This is a genomic window from Streptomyces sp. NPDC002309, from assembly GCF_053593375.1.
Map to the genome: position 1 here is coordinate 39,317 of NZ_JBSFCI010000007.1, position 16,920 is coordinate 56,236.

Annotated in this window: 17 protein-coding genes; 2 read left to right on the top strand and 15 right to left on the bottom strand. The window is 71.1% G+C overall.

What is annotated here, in order from left to right:
• The first annotated feature begins 40 nt into the window (after positions 1-40).
• Together ACWCPM_RS08185 and ACWCPM_RS08190 are read left to right on the top strand one after the other, a co-directional pair.
• Complete coding sequence (locus tag ACWCPM_RS08185; RefSeq protein ID WP_450975304.1) at positions 41-895, top strand: siderophore-interacting protein; 855 nt, start codon at positions 41-43, stop codon at positions 893-895.
• A gap of 348 nt (positions 896-1,243) precedes the next feature.
• The gene (locus ACWCPM_RS08190; protein WP_450975305.1) at positions 1,244-2,212 is read left to right on the top strand and encodes an RluA family pseudouridine synthase; all 969 of its coding nucleotides are present in this window, start codon (positions 1,244-1,246) and stop codon (positions 2,210-2,212) included.
• A 40-nt stretch (positions 2,213-2,252) separates the two neighbouring features.
• Here the strand turns inward: ACWCPM_RS08190 and ACWCPM_RS08195 are convergent, their stop codons facing one another.
• From ACWCPM_RS08195 to ACWCPM_RS08265, 15 genes are all read right to left on the bottom strand, one after another.
• Positions 2,253-3,773, bottom strand: coding sequence for a cytochrome P450 (locus ACWCPM_RS08195; RefSeq protein WP_450975306.1), 1,521 nt, complete (start codon positions 3,771-3,773; stop codon positions 2,253-2,255).
• A gap of 69 nt (positions 3,774-3,842) precedes the next feature.
• Positions 3,843-4,463: a GTP-binding protein gene (locus ACWCPM_RS08200; protein ID WP_450975307.1), complete on the bottom strand. Its 621-nt coding sequence runs from the start codon at positions 4,461-4,463 to the stop codon at positions 3,843-3,845.
• Positions 4,444-4,887: a DUF742 domain-containing protein gene (locus ACWCPM_RS08205; protein ID WP_450975308.1), complete on the bottom strand. Its 444-nt coding sequence runs from the start codon at positions 4,885-4,887 to the stop codon at positions 4,444-4,446. The genes ACWCPM_RS08200 and ACWCPM_RS08205 overlap by 20 nt, the downstream gene beginning before the upstream one ends.
• Positions 4,884-5,291, bottom strand: a complete 408-nt coding sequence (locus tag ACWCPM_RS08210) for a roadblock/LC7 domain-containing protein (protein ID WP_189699588.1) — start codon at positions 5,289-5,291, stop codon at positions 4,884-4,886. Before ACWCPM_RS08210 ends, ACWCPM_RS08205 begins: the two co-directional genes overlap by 4 nt.
• Positions 5,288-6,889 (bottom strand): sensor histidine kinase, encoded by a 1,602-nt coding sequence (locus ACWCPM_RS08215; protein WP_450975309.1) that lies wholly within the window; start codon positions 6,887-6,889, stop codon positions 5,288-5,290. The genes ACWCPM_RS08210 and ACWCPM_RS08215 overlap by 4 nt, the downstream gene beginning before the upstream one ends.
• A 368-nt stretch (positions 6,890-7,257) precedes the next feature.
• Positions 7,258-10,107 (bottom strand): DEAD/DEAH box helicase, encoded by a 2,850-nt coding sequence (locus tag ACWCPM_RS08220; protein WP_450975310.1) that lies wholly within the window; start codon positions 10,105-10,107, stop codon positions 7,258-7,260.
• Between the two features lie 40 nt (positions 10,108-10,147).
• The gene (locus tag ACWCPM_RS08225; RefSeq protein ID WP_450975311.1) at positions 10,148-11,038 is read right to left on the bottom strand and encodes a diacylglycerol kinase; all 891 of its coding nucleotides are present in this window, start codon (positions 11,036-11,038) and stop codon (positions 10,148-10,150) included.
• 57 nt (positions 11,039-11,095) lie between these two features.
• The gene (tatC, locus tag ACWCPM_RS08230) at positions 11,096-12,052 is read right to left on the bottom strand and encodes a twin-arginine translocase subunit TatC (RefSeq protein ID WP_450975312.1); all 957 of its coding nucleotides are present in this window, start codon (positions 12,050-12,052) and stop codon (positions 11,096-11,098) included.
• 48 nt (positions 12,053-12,100) lie between these two features.
• A complete protein-coding gene (tatA, locus tag ACWCPM_RS08235) occupies positions 12,101-12,388 on the bottom strand; it encodes a Sec-independent protein translocase subunit TatA (RefSeq protein ID WP_450975313.1) in 288 nt (95 codons plus the stop codon).
• Between the two features lie 277 nt (positions 12,389-12,665).
• Positions 12,666-12,860: a hypothetical protein gene (locus tag ACWCPM_RS08240; protein WP_450975314.1), complete on the bottom strand. Its 195-nt coding sequence runs from the start codon at positions 12,858-12,860 to the stop codon at positions 12,666-12,668.
• A gap of 56 nt (positions 12,861-12,916) precedes the next feature.
• Complete coding sequence (locus ACWCPM_RS08245; RefSeq protein ID WP_450975459.1) at positions 12,917-13,177, bottom strand: hypothetical protein; 261 nt, start codon at positions 13,175-13,177, stop codon at positions 12,917-12,919.
• Between the two features lie 26 nt (positions 13,178-13,203).
• On the bottom strand, positions 13,204-14,262 hold the full coding sequence (locus ACWCPM_RS08250) for a helix-turn-helix transcriptional regulator (RefSeq protein WP_450975315.1): 1,059 nt from the start codon (positions 14,260-14,262) through the stop codon (positions 13,204-13,206).
• Between the two features lie 19 nt (positions 14,263-14,281).
• Positions 14,282-15,235 (bottom strand): helix-turn-helix transcriptional regulator, encoded by a 954-nt coding sequence (locus tag ACWCPM_RS08255; protein ID WP_450975316.1) that lies wholly within the window; start codon positions 15,233-15,235, stop codon positions 14,282-14,284.
• A gap of 123 nt (positions 15,236-15,358) precedes the next feature.
• The gene (locus ACWCPM_RS08260) at positions 15,359-15,730 is read right to left on the bottom strand and encodes an FKBP-type peptidyl-prolyl cis-trans isomerase (RefSeq protein ID WP_450975317.1); all 372 of its coding nucleotides are present in this window, start codon (positions 15,728-15,730) and stop codon (positions 15,359-15,361) included.
• Between the two features lie 60 nt (positions 15,731-15,790).
• A complete protein-coding gene (locus ACWCPM_RS08265; protein WP_450975318.1) occupies positions 15,791-16,795 on the bottom strand; it encodes an FKBP-type peptidyl-prolyl cis-trans isomerase in 1,005 nt (334 codons plus the stop codon).
• Between the last annotated feature and the right edge of the window lie 125 nt (positions 16,796-16,920).

Genomic DNA, 16,920 nt, shown 5'->3' on the forward strand with positions numbered 1-16,920 from the left:
GCTTAGGTAAGCCTAAGTTATTCGGATCAGGGAGGCCGTCATGGCAGATCGTCCGGCCCGCCAGCCGCGCAAGGTCCACTCCGCCCAGGTGGTCCGCACCGAGCGGCTGACCCCGCACATGCAGCGAGTGGTGCTCGGCGGCGACGGTCTCGCCGGGTTCGAGGCGGGTTCGTGCACCGATCACTATGTGAAGCTGCTCTTCCCGAGCGGCGGCGCCACCTATCCGGAGCCCTTCGACCTGCAGCGGATCCGTGAGGACTTCCCCCGCGACCAGTGGCCGGTCACCCGGACGTACACCGTGCGCTCCTGGGACCCCGAAGTGCGCGAACTGACCATGGACTTCGTGCTCCACGGCGACGAGGGTCTGGCCGGCCCCTGGGCGGTGCACGCCCGGCCGGGTGACACCCTGCGCTTCCTCGGCCCCGGCGGCGCCTACGCGCCCGACCTGACCGCCGACTGGCACCTGCTCGCCGGGGACGAGAGCGCGCTGCCCGCGATCGCCGCCGCCCTGGAGTCGCTCCCCGGCGGCGCCGACGTCCGGGCCTTCGTGGAGATCTCCGGGCCCGAGGAGGAGCAGAAGATCGACTCCGACGTGGAGGTCGTCTGGCTGCACCGCGGCGACCGCCCCGTCGGCGAACTGCTGGTCGACGCGGTACGGACACTGGACTGCCCGGAGGGCCGGATGCACGCGTTCGTGCACGGCGAGGCGGCCTTCGTGAAGGAACTGCGCGCGATGCTGCGCCTGGAGCGCCAGGTGCCGCGCGAGGACCTGTCCATCTCCGGCTACTGGCGCCTCGGCCACAACGAGGACGGCTGGCAGGCGTCGAAGCCGGAGTGGAACGCCCGGATCGAGGCGGAGCAGGAGACGGCGGCGGCCGCGGTCTCGGCCGCGTAGACGTACGCCGGCATCCGCTCGCCGCGGAAAGACACATCTGCTGCATGGCCACGCCTTCACCGGCGGAGGAACACTTCTGCGGCGCGGGCACGCCTTCACCGGCGGAGAAACACATCTGCGGCGCGGGCACGCCTTCACCGGCGGAGAAACACATCTGCGGCGCGGGCACACCTTCACCGGCGAAGGAACACTTCTGCGGCATGGGCACACCGTCGCCGAGGACGCACACGTCCACCGCGCACGCACCTTCATGAGGCGGCCGCACCCGGAGAGCCGTCGCCGCTCCGGCGTTCACCGAACACGCCTTCCGGGCGGCCGCCCTCGCCCGAGCGCCTAGGCTGAACAGCTATGACACGCAGGACCCGCGTTCCGCCCTCCCCGTTGCCGCAGCGTGACGGGGTGGACCCGGTGCGGGTCCGGCTGCCCTTCGACGGGGCATGGGCGACCGTGCGCGAGCATCTGGTCGAGCGGCTCTCGGGCGCCGGAGCCGGTGTCGTCGACGGGATGTTCGCGGCGGGGCTGGTCGTCGCGGCCGACGGCACGTCGGTGGCACCGGACGCGGCGTACGAGCCGGGGATGTTCGTGTGGTTCCACCGGGAACTTCCCGCCGAGGTGCGGGTGCCGTTCCCGCTGGAGGTCGCCTACCGCGACGAGCACATCGTCGTCGCCGACAAACCGCACTTCCTCGCCACCACCCCGCGCGGAAGCCACGTCACCGAGACCGCGCTCGCCCGGCTCCGCCGGGAACTGGGGATCTCCACGCTCAGCGCCGCGCACCGGCTGGACCGGCTCACCGCCGGGCTGGTGCTGTTCACGGTGCGCCCCGGGGAACGTGGGGCGTACCAGGGGCTGTTCCAGGACCGGCGGGTGCACAAGGTGTACGAGGCGGTGGCGCCGTATGATCCGGCACTCGCACTGCCCCGGACCCTGCGCAGCCGGATCGTCAAGGAGCGGGGGACGCTGACCGCCCGGGAGGTCGAGGGCGAGCCGAACGCGGTGAGCCGTGTCGAACTGCTCGAGCACCGCGCGGATCTCGCCCGGTACCGGCTGGTGCCCGGCACCGGACAGACCCATCAGCTGCGGGTGCACATGAACGCGCTGGGCGTGCCGATCCTCGGCGATCCCCTGTATCCGGTGGTGACCGATCCCGTGCCGGCCGGTGACTTCCGTCGCCCGCTGCAACTGCTGGCGCGGGAGCTGGAGTTCACCGACCCGGTCACGGGGCTGACGCACGCCTTCCGTAGCGGGCGGACACTGGCGGCCTGGTCCGGGAGCCCGGAGTCGGCCGGTCGGTGGCGGACCGGAGCGGCCGGGTGACCGGCCACTCCTCGCTGACCGGCCACTCCTCGCTGACCGGTCAGTAGCCGCGCCACCAGCGCAGGAAACGCTGCCAGGCCCCCGGCCTCCGGGTGCCGTCCGGTGCCCCGACGGTCTCGGGTCGCGGAGGCGCCCCGGACGCCGCGCCGACGGTGGCCACCGGCTCGCCGGGGGCCGCCACGGGCGCCGCGGCGGGCCCCGGTTCGGGAGCCGGGGTGCCCAACTGCCAGTCGGCGCGCGGGCGGTGCACCGGCTGGAGGCCGGGCTTCTCCATCACCTCCTGCCGCGGCGCGGGTTCGAACCGCACCGGCAGCCCCACCAGATGGCGTGAGGAGATCGACTCGGACCAGTGCAGGTCCTCCTCGTCGCAGTCGAGTTCGACATCGGGCATCCTCATCAGCAGGGCGTCCACACCGATGTCGGCGATCGCGCGGCCGATGTCCTGGCCGGGGCACTCGTGCGGGCCGCCGCCGAAGGCGAGGTGGGAGCGGTTGCCCTGCATGTTGGCCGTCAGGTCGGGCCGCACCCTCGGATCGACGTTGCCCGGTGCCGGAGCGAACAGCAGCCCGTCGCCCTTGCGGATCCGCTGCCCGCCCAGCTCCGTCTCCTGCTTGGCGAAGTAGGCGAAGACCGCGCTGAACGGCGGCTCGTCCCACAGGGACTGCTCGACCGCCTCGGGCACGGTCATCTGCCCGCCGTTGAGCTGGGCCCGGAAGCGCGGGTCGGTGAGCACCACGCGCAGCACGTTGGCCAACAGGTTGGCGGTGGCCTCGTAGGCGGCGATGAGCACGACCCGCAGATGCTCGCGGACCTCGTCGTCGGTGAGGCCGGCCGGGTGGGTCACCAGGTGGCTGGTGAAGTCGTCCTCGGGCTGGGCGCGGCGCTGGGCGGCGAGCCGTCCGAGGGCGTCCACGATGTACTGGTTGCTGGCGATCGCGGTCTCGGTGCCCCTGAGCATGTCGCGGGCGGCGTGCACGATCCGGTCCCCGTACTCGTCCGGCATGCCGAGGATCTCGCACATCACGGCCATCGGCAGATGGTCGGCGTACTGGCCGACCAGGTCCGCCTCCCCCTCCTCGCAGAACCGGTTGACGAGGATCTGGGTGTAGCGGGTGATGTGCCGGCGCAGGCTGCGGAAGTCGATGGTGGAGACGGCGCCGGTGACCGCGCCGCGCAGCCGGAGGTGCTCGTCGCCCTCGGCGTGCGAGCAGATGGGCTGCCAGGCGATGTGCGGCATGAGCGGGTGGTCGGGCTTGACCATGCCCTCCAGCAGCGGGCTCCAGACGCGGCTGTCCCGGGTGAACTGCGTGGGCGAGCGCACCATGTGCAGGTTCTCGGCGTGACCGAGGACCACCCACATCGGTACGTCGTCGTGGAGGAGGACGGGTGCCACCGCGCCGTGCTCGGCGCGGAGTTTCTCGTACAGGGCGCCCAGGTCACGCGCGTCGGGGCCGTAGAGCCGGTGCAGTCCGCCGGGGCCGAGGTCGTGCGCCGGGCAGCCGGGGGGCGGGCTGATGCCGAGGTCGTCCGTGTCTGTGGTGGAGCGGGATTCAGGCGTCACAGCGAGTCGCTTTCGGGAACTGTGGGGGGGCCGTTGTCTGGGCAGGGGGGCTGCGGCGGTGCGGGCGGGTCAGGTCAGCTGTCCCGTCATGGCGAGCGAGTGCAGGAACCGCATCAGCGTCATGAGGACCTCCTTGCTGGAGGCGCGGCGGCGGGCGTCGCACTCCAGGATCGGGATCTCCTCGGGCAGGTCGAGCGCCGCGCGCAGCTCCGGGAGGGGGTGGCGCGGGCCGTCCGGGAAGGTGTTGACGGCGACCACGAACGGCACGCCGCACTCCTCCAGCCGTCCCATGACGTCGAAGCTGACCTCCAGCCGGCGGGTGTCGACGAGGACCACCGCGCCCAGCGCGCCCTCGAACAGCCCGTTCCACAGGAACCAGAAGCGTTCCTGACCGGGCGTGCCGAAGAGGTACAGCACCAGCTGGTCCGTGATGCTGATGCGGCCGAAGTCCATCGCGACGGTGGTGGCCGTCTTGGAGTCGGAGCCGTAGTCGTCGTCGACACCGACGCCTGCCTGCGTCATGGTCTCCTCGGTGGTCAGCGGTTTGATCTCGCTGACCGAGCCGACCATGGTGGTCTTGCCGACACCGAAGCCGCCCACGATGACGATCTTCACCGCGGCCTGTGCCGAGTGCGGGAGATGGTCCTCGGCACGAGGGCCCGGGATGGTCTCAGAGCTTTTGAAGTCCATGCATCACCGCTTCGAGGATGGAACGGTCCGGGAGCGCCTGGCGGAAGACCGGGGCGCGCGCCTGTACGAGTTCGGCCGTCAGCATCTGGGTGAGCAGCACGGTGATCACGCTGAACGGCAGACTGAGGTAGGCCGACAACTCGGCCACGGAGAGCGGGGCGGAGCACAGCCGCAGGACGGCCGCCTGTTCCGGGCTGGTGGACGGCTTCGGCTCGGCGCGTGCCACGATCAGGGTGACCAGGTCGAGTTCCGCGCGGTCGCCGTCCACCTCACCGATCACGAACAGGCGCTCGGGGTTGGAGGGCTTGCCGTCCTTGCCCTCCGGGCCGTCCGTGCCGTCGCCGCCCGCGCCGGCCTCCTGGTCGGAGAGCTGCGGCGGGGGCTCCTGCCGCGGAGCGCGCCGCTTGCGTTTCGGGGGAGTCATACGGCCTTCCCGTTGCGCCGCGGCGGGCTCGTCAGGTGGGGGCCGATCCGGTCGACCAGGTCGCGCATCTGGGCGCTCATCAGACCGGGTTCGGCGACGATGTTGGACAGCACCGCGAGATAGGCGTTGGGTCCCGCGGCCATCAGGTAGAAGTAGCCGCCGTTGACCTCGATGAGGACCATGCGCATCTGGCCGTCGCTGGTCGGGATCTCGTCGGCCACGGCGCTCGCCAGGCTCTGCAGTCCGGCGCAGGCCGCGGCCACCCGGTCGGCGGTGTCCGGGTCACCGCCGTGGCGGGCGATGCGCAGTCCGTCGGCGGAGAGCACCACGATCATCTGAATGCCCGGTACGCCCTTGGCGAGGTCCTGCAGCATCCAGTCGAAGTTCGCTCGGTACGCCATCAGTTGGGGTCCCTCTCGTCGTCGGCCCGGGCACGGGCCGGCTCGTCGGTCGGCTGGGTGGACGAGGGCGGCGTCGGTCGCTTGAGCCCCTCCATGAACGCCTCGACCCACATTCCGGGCGGCGGCTGGTCCTTGTTCTCGGGCTTGGGCTCGGGGGCGCCCCAGACCGGCCGGGGTTCACGTCCCTCCCGCTCCGCGGCCTCGCGTTCGGCCCGCTCGGCGGCGTACTGCTCGGCGATCCGCTGGCTCAGCGGGGTCTTCACCCGGCTGCGGCGCTGCGGCAGGCCGCCCGCGGTCCACTCGGTGACGACCGGGACGTCGTCCTCCATGGAGACCGAGGCGGGGATCTTCGGGCTGGTCGGCCGACGCCGCTTCGGTGGCCGCTTGGGGCCTTCCAGCGCGTCCGGCGAGACGGTGGGCACGGAGGTGGCGCCGATACCGTGGGCGAGTCCGACACCGGGCTCGTCGGTCAGCATGTTGCTGGGCACGATGACCACGGCCCGTACTCCGCCGTAGGCCGAGGAGCGCAGCGCGACCTGCATGTTGTACGTCCGGCACAGGCGGCCCACCACGGCGAGGCCGAGACGCGCGGCGTCTCCGAGGTCCTGGAGGTCGACGCCCGCCTTGGCCCGCTCCAGCATGCCCTCGATGCGCGCGCGGGCCTCCTCGCTGAAGCTGACGCCGGCGTCCTCGATCTCGATGGCGATGCCGGTCTGCACCTGAACGGCCGTGACGTGCACGTCGGTGTGGGGCGGCGAGTAGCGGGTGGCGTTGTCGAAGAGCTCGGCGCAGGCGTGGATGACCGGCTCGACATGGATGCCCTTGACGCTGATGCGGCAGATGTTGTCGAGCTTGATGCGCCGGTACTCCAGGATGCGCGACATCGCGCCGCGCAGCGTGCTGTAGAGGGACACCGGCAGGGGCCACTGCCGTCCCGGACGGCCGCCGCCGAGGACGGAGATGGAGTCGGCGAGGCGGCCGATCAGCGCGTTGCCGTGGTCGATGCGCAGGAGGTCGTCGAAGACCTCGGGGTTGCGGCCGTGGTCCTCCTCCATCTCCCGCAGTTCGTTGGCCTGTTGGTGGACGATCGCCTGGACACGCCGGGCGACGCTGACGAACGAGGCCGCCGCCGAGTCGCGCATGGCCTCCTCGTGGTCGACGATGCGCATCAGCTTCTTCAGCAACTGGCGCTGCGGGTCGGGCATCTCCCGGAAGACCGGGTCGACCAGGCTCAGCTGGCGGATCACCTCGACGGCGGAGACACCGCCCGCCATCCGCCGCAGCGCGGTGGGCACGACCTCCTCGCCGAAGCGGGCCCAGTCCTCGTGGTGGGCGGCGATACGCCGCTCCAGCGACGCGCTGTGACGGGCGTGCTCGGCCTGCGCGTCCCGCAGCGCGCGACCGCGGCGCGCCGCCTCGGCCGCCGCGGCGATCACCAGCAGTGTCGCGACGATGCCGCACACGGCGACCGCGGTCCGGGCCGAGGGCGTCACCAGCGCGACGGCGGCTCCGGTCGCCGCGGCCATCAGTATCGCCGGGAGCAACAGCACGCGCGCGTAGGGAAGTTCACGGCGTGCGGGTGGGGATTGAACACTCACCATGTGGGCCCTCTGAAAGCAGTCGGCGGGGAGTCTGAGGAGCTTGTGGGGGTATGCGTCATGGGACTGTTGGGATCATCAGGATTTTTGGGAACAAGCGCACGAATACACCGCAACCTGGTGCGCTGCGGGCGAGCTTAGTCCGACCGGATCATCGCCGTGTCATATTCGGCAAGCGCCTGAAACGGGGCATGCGACAGGAGTACGCTCAGCCCCATTTACACGCTGAGATCACATACGAACACGGTGTGTAGTGGCGTACGGGCATACGAAAACCCCTCATCGTGAGGGGTCGAAGGGCGGTCCGCCGCCTCAGGAGCGGGGCGGGGTGCCGGGCTCCCCGGCACACCCCGCACCCGCCCGGTGTCACATCACCCCACCGACGAGTAGGCGACCACTCCCCGCAGCAGCCCTTCGACGGCCTTGCGCGCGTTCTTCACCACGGTCGACCCCTGCGGCGCCGCCGCGCTGATCTGCCCCAGCACGTCGATGACCTGCTTGCACCACCGCACGAAGTCGCCCGCCGGCATCTCCGCCTCGCGCAGCACCTCGTCGAGCCCCTTCCCGGAGGCCCACATGTAGGCGGCCCAGGCGAAGCCGAGGTCCGGCTCCCGCTGGCCGACCCCCTCGGTCTGCGTGATCCGGAAGTCCTCCTCCAGCGCGTCCAGCCGCCCCCAGATCCGCACCATCTCGCCGAGCGCGGCCTTCGCGGCGCCCGACGGCAGCTTGGGCGCCATCGCGTCGTCACCGGCCCGCGCCTCGAACACCAACGCCGAGACGCACGCGGCCAGTTCCGCCGGAGCCAGCCCTTCCCAGACCCCCTCGCGCAGACACTCGCTGGCGAGCAGGTCCAGCTCGCCGTAGAGCCGCGCCAGCCGCTTGCCGTGCTCGGTGACCTCGTCGTCGCGCAGATAGTCAAGCTCGGTCAGCAGCGCGACGATCCGGTCGAACGTCCGGGCGATCGTGTTCGTGCGTCCCTCGATGCGCCGCTCCAGCTGCGAGGTGTCCCGCATCAGCCGGTGGTAGCGCTCCGCCCAGCGGGCATGGTCCTCACGGTCGTTGCACCCGTGACACGGATGGGCCCGCAGCGCCGCCCGCAGCCGCGCGATCTCCCGGTCGTCCGCGGCCTGCGAACGCCGCTTGCGCTGCCGCTCGGGCGCGATGTGACCGGCCTTGCTGCGCAACGCCGACGCCAGATCCCGCCGCGACTGCGGCGAGCGCGGATTGAAGGACTTCGGGATCCGCATCCGCTCCAGCGCCTCGACCGGCACCGGGAAGTCGATCGACGCCAGACGCTTGACCTGCCGCTCCGACGTCAGCACCAGGGGCCGCGGCCCGTCGTTGTGCTCGAAACCCCGGTGGCCGTTGGACCGGCCGGCCGGCAGCCCGGGATCCAGCACCAGCGCCAGTCCGGCGTACTTCCCGGTCGGCACATGGATGACATCGCCCGGCCGCAGCCTCTCCAGTGCGACGGCCGCCTCGGCCCGCCGGTCGGAGACGCCCTGGCGCGCCAACTCGGTCTCGCGGTCCTTCAGCTCGCGCCGCAGCCGCGCGTACTCCTCGAAGTCCCCGAGGTGGCAGGTCATCGACTCCTTGTAGCCCTCCAGCCCCTCCTCGTTGCGCTGCACCTGGCGGGAGATGCCCACGACCGACTTGTCGGCCTGGAACTGCGCGAACGAGGTCTCCAGCAGCTCCCGCGAGCGATGCCGCCCGAACTGCTCGACCAGGTTGACCGCCATGTTGTACGACGGCTTGAAGCTGGACTTCAGCGGATACGTGCGCGTCCCGGCCAGTCCCGCGAGGTGGTCGGGGTTCATCGCCCGCTGCCACAGCACCACGGCGTGACCCTCGACGTCGATGCCGCGCCGCCCCGCACGCCCCGTCAACTGCGTGTACTCGCCCGGGGTGATGTCGGCGTGCTGCTCACCGTTCCATTTGACGAGCTTCTCCAACACCACCGACCGGGCGGGCATGTTGATACCCAGGGCCAGCGTCTCGGTGGCGAAGACGGCCTTCACCAGCCCGCGGACGAACAGTTCCTCGACGACCTCCTTGAAGGTCGGGAGCATGCCCGCGTGGTGGGCGGCGATACCGCGCTCCAGGCCCTCCAGCCACTCGTAGTAGCCGAGCACGTGCAGGTCCTCGGCCGGGATGGAGGAGGTGCGCTCCTCCACCAGCGCCCGGACCCGCTCCCGGGCCTCCTCGTCGTTGAGTCGCAGCCCGGCGTGCAGGCACTGCTGGACGGCGGCCTCGCACGCGGCACGGCTGAAGATGAACGTGATCGCGGGCAGCAGCCCCTCCGCGTCCAGCCGTTCTATGACCTCGGGGCGGCTCGGCGTCCAGATCCGCGAACGCTGCCTGCGCTCCCGCTCCCGGTCGGCCTCGCGCATCGCGCGGCCCCGCCTGCGGTCCTGGTACGACGGCCGGCTCGCCTCCATGCGCGCCATCCGCGTGAGGTCGGGGTTGACCGCCCTGCGCTGGCCCTCGCCCTCCTCGAAGAGGTCGTACATCCGGCGCCCGGCGAGCACGTGCTGGAACAGCGGCACGGGCCGGTGTTCGGAGACGATCACCTCGGTGTCGCCGCGGACGGTGTCGAGCCAGTCGCCGAACTCCTCCGCGTTGGACACGGTCGCGGACAGCGACACCAGCGTCACCGACTCGGGAAGGTGGATGATCACCTCTTCCCAGACGGCGCCCCGGAACCGGTCGGAGAGGTAGTGGACCTCGTCCATGACCACGTAGCCGAGGCCGAGCAACGTCTGCGAGCCCGCGTAGAGCATGTTCCGCAGCACCTCGGTGGTCATCACGACCACCGGGGCGTCGGAGTTGACGCTGTTGTCGCCCGTCAGGAGGCCGACCTTGTCGGCGCCGTAGCGCCGGCACAGGTCGTTGTACTTCTGGTTCGACAGCGCCTTGATGGGCGTGGTGTAGAAGCACTTCCTGCCCTGTTCGAGGGCGAGGTGGACGGCGAACTCGCCGACGATCGTCTTGCCGGAGCCGGTGGGCGCCGCGACCAGCACGCCCTTGCCCGTCTCGAGTGCCTCACAGGCCTCGATCTGGAAGGGGTCGAGGCCGAAGTCGTACATCTCGCGGAAGGACGCGAGCGCTGTGGCCTGCTCGGCGGCGCGCCGACGCGCCGCCACGTACCGCTCGGCCGGGGAGAGGTCCTCAGTCATCGTGCTTTCGAGCGTACCGGCCCGCACCGACAACAGGACGATCATTATCCGGATCCGCCGCGGTGGACCCGGTGATCGCCGCAGCTCAGCGCCCGACCACGCGCACCGCCCCCGGAACGCACCGCACGCTCAGCGGCAGCGGGCCCAGCGGTTCCCCGTCGGCGTACCCGGTGATCCGCTCCGCCGCGACCTCGACCCGGGCCGCCCGGTGCACGGTGACCTTGGGGTGGTCCACGTGCCGCCCCCGGTAGACCGTCGGGAACACCCGCAGCAGGGTCGCGCGGCTGCAGTCGCCGACCACCGTGATGTCGAACAGCCCGTCGGTGAGATCGGCGTCCGGGCATATCCGCATGCCACCGCCGTAGGACGACCCGTTGCCGATCGCCACGAGGGTCGCCTCGATCTCCCGGACCTCGCCGTCGTCCAGCGTCAGCCGGTACGGGAACGGGCGGAACGCGGCCAGTTCGGCGATCATCGCCAGGTCGTACGTGAACCGTCCGGCCCACCGGCGCATCCGGTTGCCGCGGTCGTTGACGCGCGAGTCGAAGCCGGAGGCGAGCACGGTGCCGAACCAGCGGTCGCCGACCCTGCCGAGGTCGATGTCCCGCACCCCGTCGCCCTTCAGCCCCTCGGCGATCAGCCGGGCCGCCGCGGCCGGATCGCGCACGGGCAGCCCGAGGGCGCGGGCGAAGTCGTTGCCGGTGCCCGTGGGGACCAGACCGAGCGGGGTGTCCGTACCGGCGACGGCCTGGAGGGCGAGATGGGCCATGCCGTCCCCTCCGACGGCGACCAGTGCCCCGGTGCCCTCGGCGACGGCGGCACGCGCGCGTGCCAGGGCGTCGTCGGCGTCCCGCCCGGTGACCGTGCGTACGGGGAATCCGGCGGCGCGCAAGGCGGCAGCGGCCGGCTGCGCCGCGTGGGCGCCCCGGCCGCGGCCCGCGGTGGGATTGACGAAGAGCGTGATGTCACTGGTCACGGAGTGACCTTACGAGCCGCGCGCCGTTCCTCGGATCACGCGGTGACAACGGTTGCCTCAGGTCACGTCGTCGTAGCCGTTGATCCGGTCCTTGCCCGGCTGCTCGGGCAGGGCACGGCTCGCGCTGACGGTCTCCACCTCGCCGACGGCCTCGGGCGTGAGGTCCAGGTCGGATGCCTCGTCGGCGTCGGGTTCCAGCGCCTCGCGACGGCTCCTGCGCCGGTCGTTGACGAGGGAGACGGCCACGGCGCCGAAGTACAGGACCCAGATCGGCCCGGCCAGCGCCAGCATGGTCAGCGGGTCGGTGCTGGGCGTGGCGATCGCGGCGAACACCGTGATGCCCATGATCATCGCCCGCCACCAGCCGAGCATCCGCTTGCCGGTGATGGCGCCGCTGAAGTTCAGCATCACCAGCAGCAGCGGCAGCTCGAACGAGAGGCCGAAGACGATCACCATGCGCGTGACGAGGTCGAGCAGGTCGTCGAGCGGCAGCAGGTTGTCCACACCGAACGGGGTGAACTCGATCAGCACGGTGGCGGTGGTGGGCAGCACCTTGTAGGCGAAGAAGGCGCCACAGAGGAAGAGCGGTGCCCCGGTGCCGACGAACGCGTACGCGTACTTCCTCTCGTGCCGGTGCAGACCGGGGGCGATGAAGGCCCACAACTGGTAGAGCCAGACCGGCGAGGCCAGCACCACACCGGCCATCAGGGAGATCTTCAGCGCCAGCGTGAACGGGGCGAGCAGGCCGTTGATCGTGATCTGCGCGCACGGCTCGGCCTTCTCGGCGGAGGCTGCCCGGGCCAGCTCCTCGAACGACTTGGAGCAACCGACCGAGTCGAGGATCGGATCGGTGAAGAAGTTGATGATGTCGTTGTAGAAGAAGGCGGCGACGACCGTGACGCCCAGGATGGCCAGCAGAGCCCTCGTGAGCCGGTTGCGGAGCTCACGGAGGTGCTCCGCGAGGGGCATCCGCCCCTCGGGATCCTTCTCCTTCTTGCGGGCAGGCTTCAGCAACCCACGTTCCCATCTCGTGCGGCGGACCGGCGGGTCACCGGCCCGGCGTCAGCGCTTGGTCGTGTCCGTCGGCTCGTTGACCGGGCGGGAGCTGGACACGTCGCCGGGCGAGGCCTGGATGATGCGCTGAGACGGGGCAGCCTGCTCATCGGTGGTGTGCGGCGAGTCGGCGGGGGCGGAGGACTTGTTGTCGTCCTTCATCGCCTTCGCCTCGCTCTTGAGGATCCGCGCGGACTTGCCGAGCGAGCGGGCCATGTCCGGAAGCTTCTTCGCGCCGAACAGCAGAATGATGACGACGAGGATCAGAATGATCTCGGTAGGTCCGAGCCGTCCCATAAGTCTTTACCTTCTCACCGAGGCGGGCGGGTGGCTGTCCGACCGGCCGGACGCCTGTCCGAACGGTCGTGCTGCCAGCGATCGTAACGCTCAGGGGTGAACGTGAGGCAATCCCCATGCGTACTCCCGGTCCACGGCCCGCGCCTCGTTCTCCGGGCCGTGATCAGCAGCGTACCTGCCGCAGGGGGGAAGGTGACAGGGCGAAGCGACCCGAAAGGACACCGAGCGCAGGATTCACCGACCCTGTCAGGGCAGGTCAGGCCGGGTCAGCGGCGGTTCAGAGCGCGTCCGCCGACCGCGCCGTGCTCGCCGCCGCCCGCTCCAGGTCCTCGGCGGCACGGCCGATGCGGCGCGCGGACTCCGTCACCTGCCTGCCCAGGCGCTGGGTCTCCAGGAAGACCCGGACGGCGAGCACGCCGAGGACGGCGATTCCCAGGAAACCCACGGCTACCGCGAACATCGGCCAGAACATGCCCCCGAGCCTAGGCCCTGCCCGGCGGTACGCGCACACAGGGTGCGCGCAGGCGGCTACAGCGCGGAGTGCAGCCGCAGGGTCCGGACCCCGCCGCCGGTGAGCAGCTCGACGACCCGCTCCCCCGCGGGCTTGCGCACGGAGGCACCGCACTCGGGGCAGGTGAAGGAGTAGAAGGTCGTACGGCTCGAGGCGCCGATGGCCAGGCGCAGGGCGCCCGCCGCGAGCTCGAAGCGGCCCCGGCAGTCCGGGCAGCCGGCCCTGAACACCACGGGAACCACGCCTCTCATCCCCGCGAACGCGGACGCCACCGTCATCTCCCGCACCCCGGTCGCCGGCTCGCTCAAAGTCCCTGCTCCTGACTGTCGTGTGCCTGGTTGCCCGGACGGGCCGGGAGCCCGCCCCCGGGAGCCTCCGCCTCGACCCCGTCGTACGCCGCCAGCGCCTCACGGGCCGCCTGCCGGGCGCTGTCGGCCAGCTCCGGCGGGGCGACGATCCGGCCGTCCCGCCCGAGGCGCAGGGCGAGGCGGCGCAGCGACGCCGGGTCGGGCGTGCGCAGAGTGATACGCAGCCCGCCGTCCAAAAGCTCATCGGCGGTGTCGTGCGGGTAGTACTCGGCGACCCAGCGGCCGCCCGGACCGACCTCGACGACGACCTCCGGGTCCTCGGCCGCGGGCTGCACCAGCGCCTCCGACAGGTCCCGCAGCTCGATCTCGGGCGGTGCCGACGGCTCGTCGAGGACCTTGATCTCGGCGACCCGGTCCAGCCGGAAGGTACGGCGGCCCTCCGAGCGGTAGCACCAGCCCTCGACATAGGTGTGGCCGACGCTGACCAGGCGGATCGGGTCGACCTCGCGCTCGGTGACCTCGTCGCGGGCCGGTGAGTAGTAGCGGATCCACAGCCTGCGGCGCTCCGAGATCGCCCGGTCGACGTCGGCGAAGACACCGCCCTCGGACTCGAAGGTCACCGACAGCCGGGAGCTGGCGCCGGCCGCCTCGCCGGCCGCTGTCTCCACCTTGGCCGTGGCACGCAGCAGCGCCTGCCGGTCGCTCTCGCGCAGCCCCGGCAGGGTGGACACGGCACGGGCGGCGACCAGCAGCGCGGTCGCCTCGTCGGCGGCGAGACGCAGCGGCTCGGCCGCGTCCGCACCGAGGGCGGCGGGGTTGTGCCACCAGATGCGCTCGCCGTCGGTGTCGATGTCGAGCAGGTCGCCGCCGCGGAAGCTGGTGCCGCACATCGGCAGCAGGTCGAGGTCGGAGACCAGCTCGTCCTCGGTGATGCCGAAGGCGCGGGCGACGTCCTCCACCCGCGCTCCGGGTCGCTCCCGCAGATAGGTCACCAGCGAGAGCATCCGCCGGGTCTGGTCGATGGCGTTCGTGGGCCTGATCGGTTTGCCGGCCACTGTCTTCTTCCGCTCCCCCTCAGCCCTTGGCCACGGCACGCAGCCGGTCCACCACGTCGGCCCGCAGCTCAGCGGGCTCCAGGACCACCACGTCCGGTCCGAACTCGACCAGCCAGGCATCCAGCCCGTGGCCGTACGGAATCTCCAACTCGTCCCAGCCACCCTCGAGTTCCCGCAGAGCGCTCGCCTTCGCCCGCAGCGGGTACCCGGCACCGGAGCGCAGCCGGATGCGGGCGCTGCGGTCGGCGGTCTCACCCGCCCACCCGGCGACGGTCTCGCGGACGGTGACGACGTCCGGGACGGGCGCCGTGCAGCGACCGCCGCGGGTGCGCACCTTGCCGGTGATCCGGGACAGCCGGAAGACCCGCTCGGCTCCGCGCTCACGGTCCCAGCCCGCCAGGTACCAGTGCCCGCGCCAGCACTCCAGCGCCCACGGCTCCACCTGCCGGGTCTCGGGCTGCGCGGCGCTCGCCTTGCGGTAGTCGAAGACGACCGGGCGGCGGTCGCGGCAGGCCAGCATGAGCGGCTCGAAGGCGGCCTCGTGCACGGGGATGTGCGGCTCCAGCGCGCCGTGGACCTCGTACGGGTCGACGTCCTCGGGGAGGCCGGCGGCACGCAGCTTCTGCAGGGCGCCGCTGGCCGCGCCCGCGAGCCGGGCCTGCTGCCAGACCTTGGCGGCCAGGCCGAGGGCGGCGGCCTCCTCGGCGTCCAGGGTGATGGGCGGGAGACGGTTGCTGTCACGGCGGGCCAGGTAACCGACCTCGCCGTCGAGGTTCTCGACGGTCTCGATGACCAGGCCCAGCTCGCGCAGGTCGTCCTTGTCCCGCTCGAACATCCGGTTGAAGGAGTCGTCGCTGCCCGCTTCGAGATACGCCTCGATGGATTCTCGAAGCTCACGCTTGCTGAGCGGCCGCCGCGTTCCCAGCAGACACAGCGCCAGGTTCATCAGCCGCTCGGCCTTGGCAATGGCCATCGACGCCCTTCCCTATGGTGCTTCCGATCGTCGACCGTACCGCCCCGCGGGGCGGTGGCAAAAGCCGAGGGCCCATGCCCGAACAGGCATGGGCCCCAGGTGATCGGCTCCGGTCGGTCCTGCTCAGACGCCGAGCAGGTCGACCACGAAGATCAGGGTCTCACCGGGCTTGATCGCCGGGGTCGGGCTCTGGTTGCCGTAGGCGAGGTGGGCCGGGATGGTCAGCTGGCGACGGCCGCCGACCCTCATGCCCTGCACGCCCTTGTCCCAGCCGGCGATGACACGGCCGCCGCCCAGCGGGAAGCGGAACGGCGTACCGCGGTTCCAGCTGGCGTCGAACTCCTCGCCCGTGCTGAAGGCGACACCGACGTAGTGCACGGTGACCGTCTGGCCGGCCTCCGCAACGGGGCCGTCGCCTTCCCAGATGTCCTTGATCTCGAGGTCCGCCGGGGGCTCGCCGCCCGGGAAGTCGATCTCGGGCTTGTCGATGCTCACGTCTTCAGCTCCTGCTCGTGTGTGGAAAGGCGAACACGCACAGTCTTACATTCCCCGCGATCACATCGCCGCGAGGATGTCGACCGAGAAGACCAGCGTCGAGTCCTTCTCGATGCCACTGCCCTGCGGCGGGTTGTCGCCGTACCCCAGCTCCGGCGGGATGACGATGAGGACCCGGCTGCCGACCTTCTTGCCGGTCAGGCCCTGCGCCCAGCCCTTGACGACCTGCTGGAGCGAGAAGGAGGTCAGCGTCTTGCGGCTGTAGGACGAGTCGAACTCCTTGCCGGTGTCCCAGAGAACGCCCTTGTACTGCACGAGCACGGTGCTGTCGGCGCTCAGTTCCTCGCCGTCGCCCTCGATGACGTAGTTCGCCACCAGCTCGGTCGGCGCGTCGGTCTTGGGGATCTCGATCGAGGGAGCCTTGCCGTCGGTGTTGGTGCCGACCTTGGGCAGGTCCGCGTCGTCCTGCGCGACATCGGTGCCCTTGGCGGAGCTGCTCGCGTTGTACGTGTCCTCGATGTCGATGACGAAGACGAGCGTGTCCGAGCCCTTGATACCCGCCTGGGGGTTGCCCTGCTCGCCGTAGCCCCAGGTGGGCGGGACGGCCATCTCCACCCGGCTGCCGGTCTTCTTGCCCGCGAGACCGTAGCGCCAGCCGTCGATGATGCTGCCCTGGGAGAGCTGGATGAGCAGCGGCGTCTTACGGTCGTAGGAGTTGTCGAAGACCTTCGCGGTGGACCAGATCTGGCCCAGGTAGTTCGCCACGACGTAGTCGTTCTCCGCGACGGTGCGGCCGCCGCCCGCGATCACGGTCTTCACGGCGAGGTCCTTCGACGGCTCACCACTGCCCTTGGCCACCGTGGGCTTCTCGCCGAACTTCGTGCCCGCGGTGATCGCCGGCAGCGGTCCGTCGACGATCTTCGGTGCCGGCGCGGCGGACGGCGAGGCCGGCTCCGAGGGCGACGCGGTGTCGCTGGCCTTGCCGGAGTCGGACCCTTCGTCGCCGCAGGCGGCGAGTGTGACCAGTCCAGCGGGAACGGCGATGAGCAATGAGCGTCGGCGCACGGTGGGGGCCTCGTAATCGGTCGATCTTGTTGATGGCGTGCGCGCAACTCTACGGTGTGAGAAGGGCGCCGTACGGGAAACGTACGGCGCCCGTGTGGCGTTCCGGCTTCACCCGGAACACATGA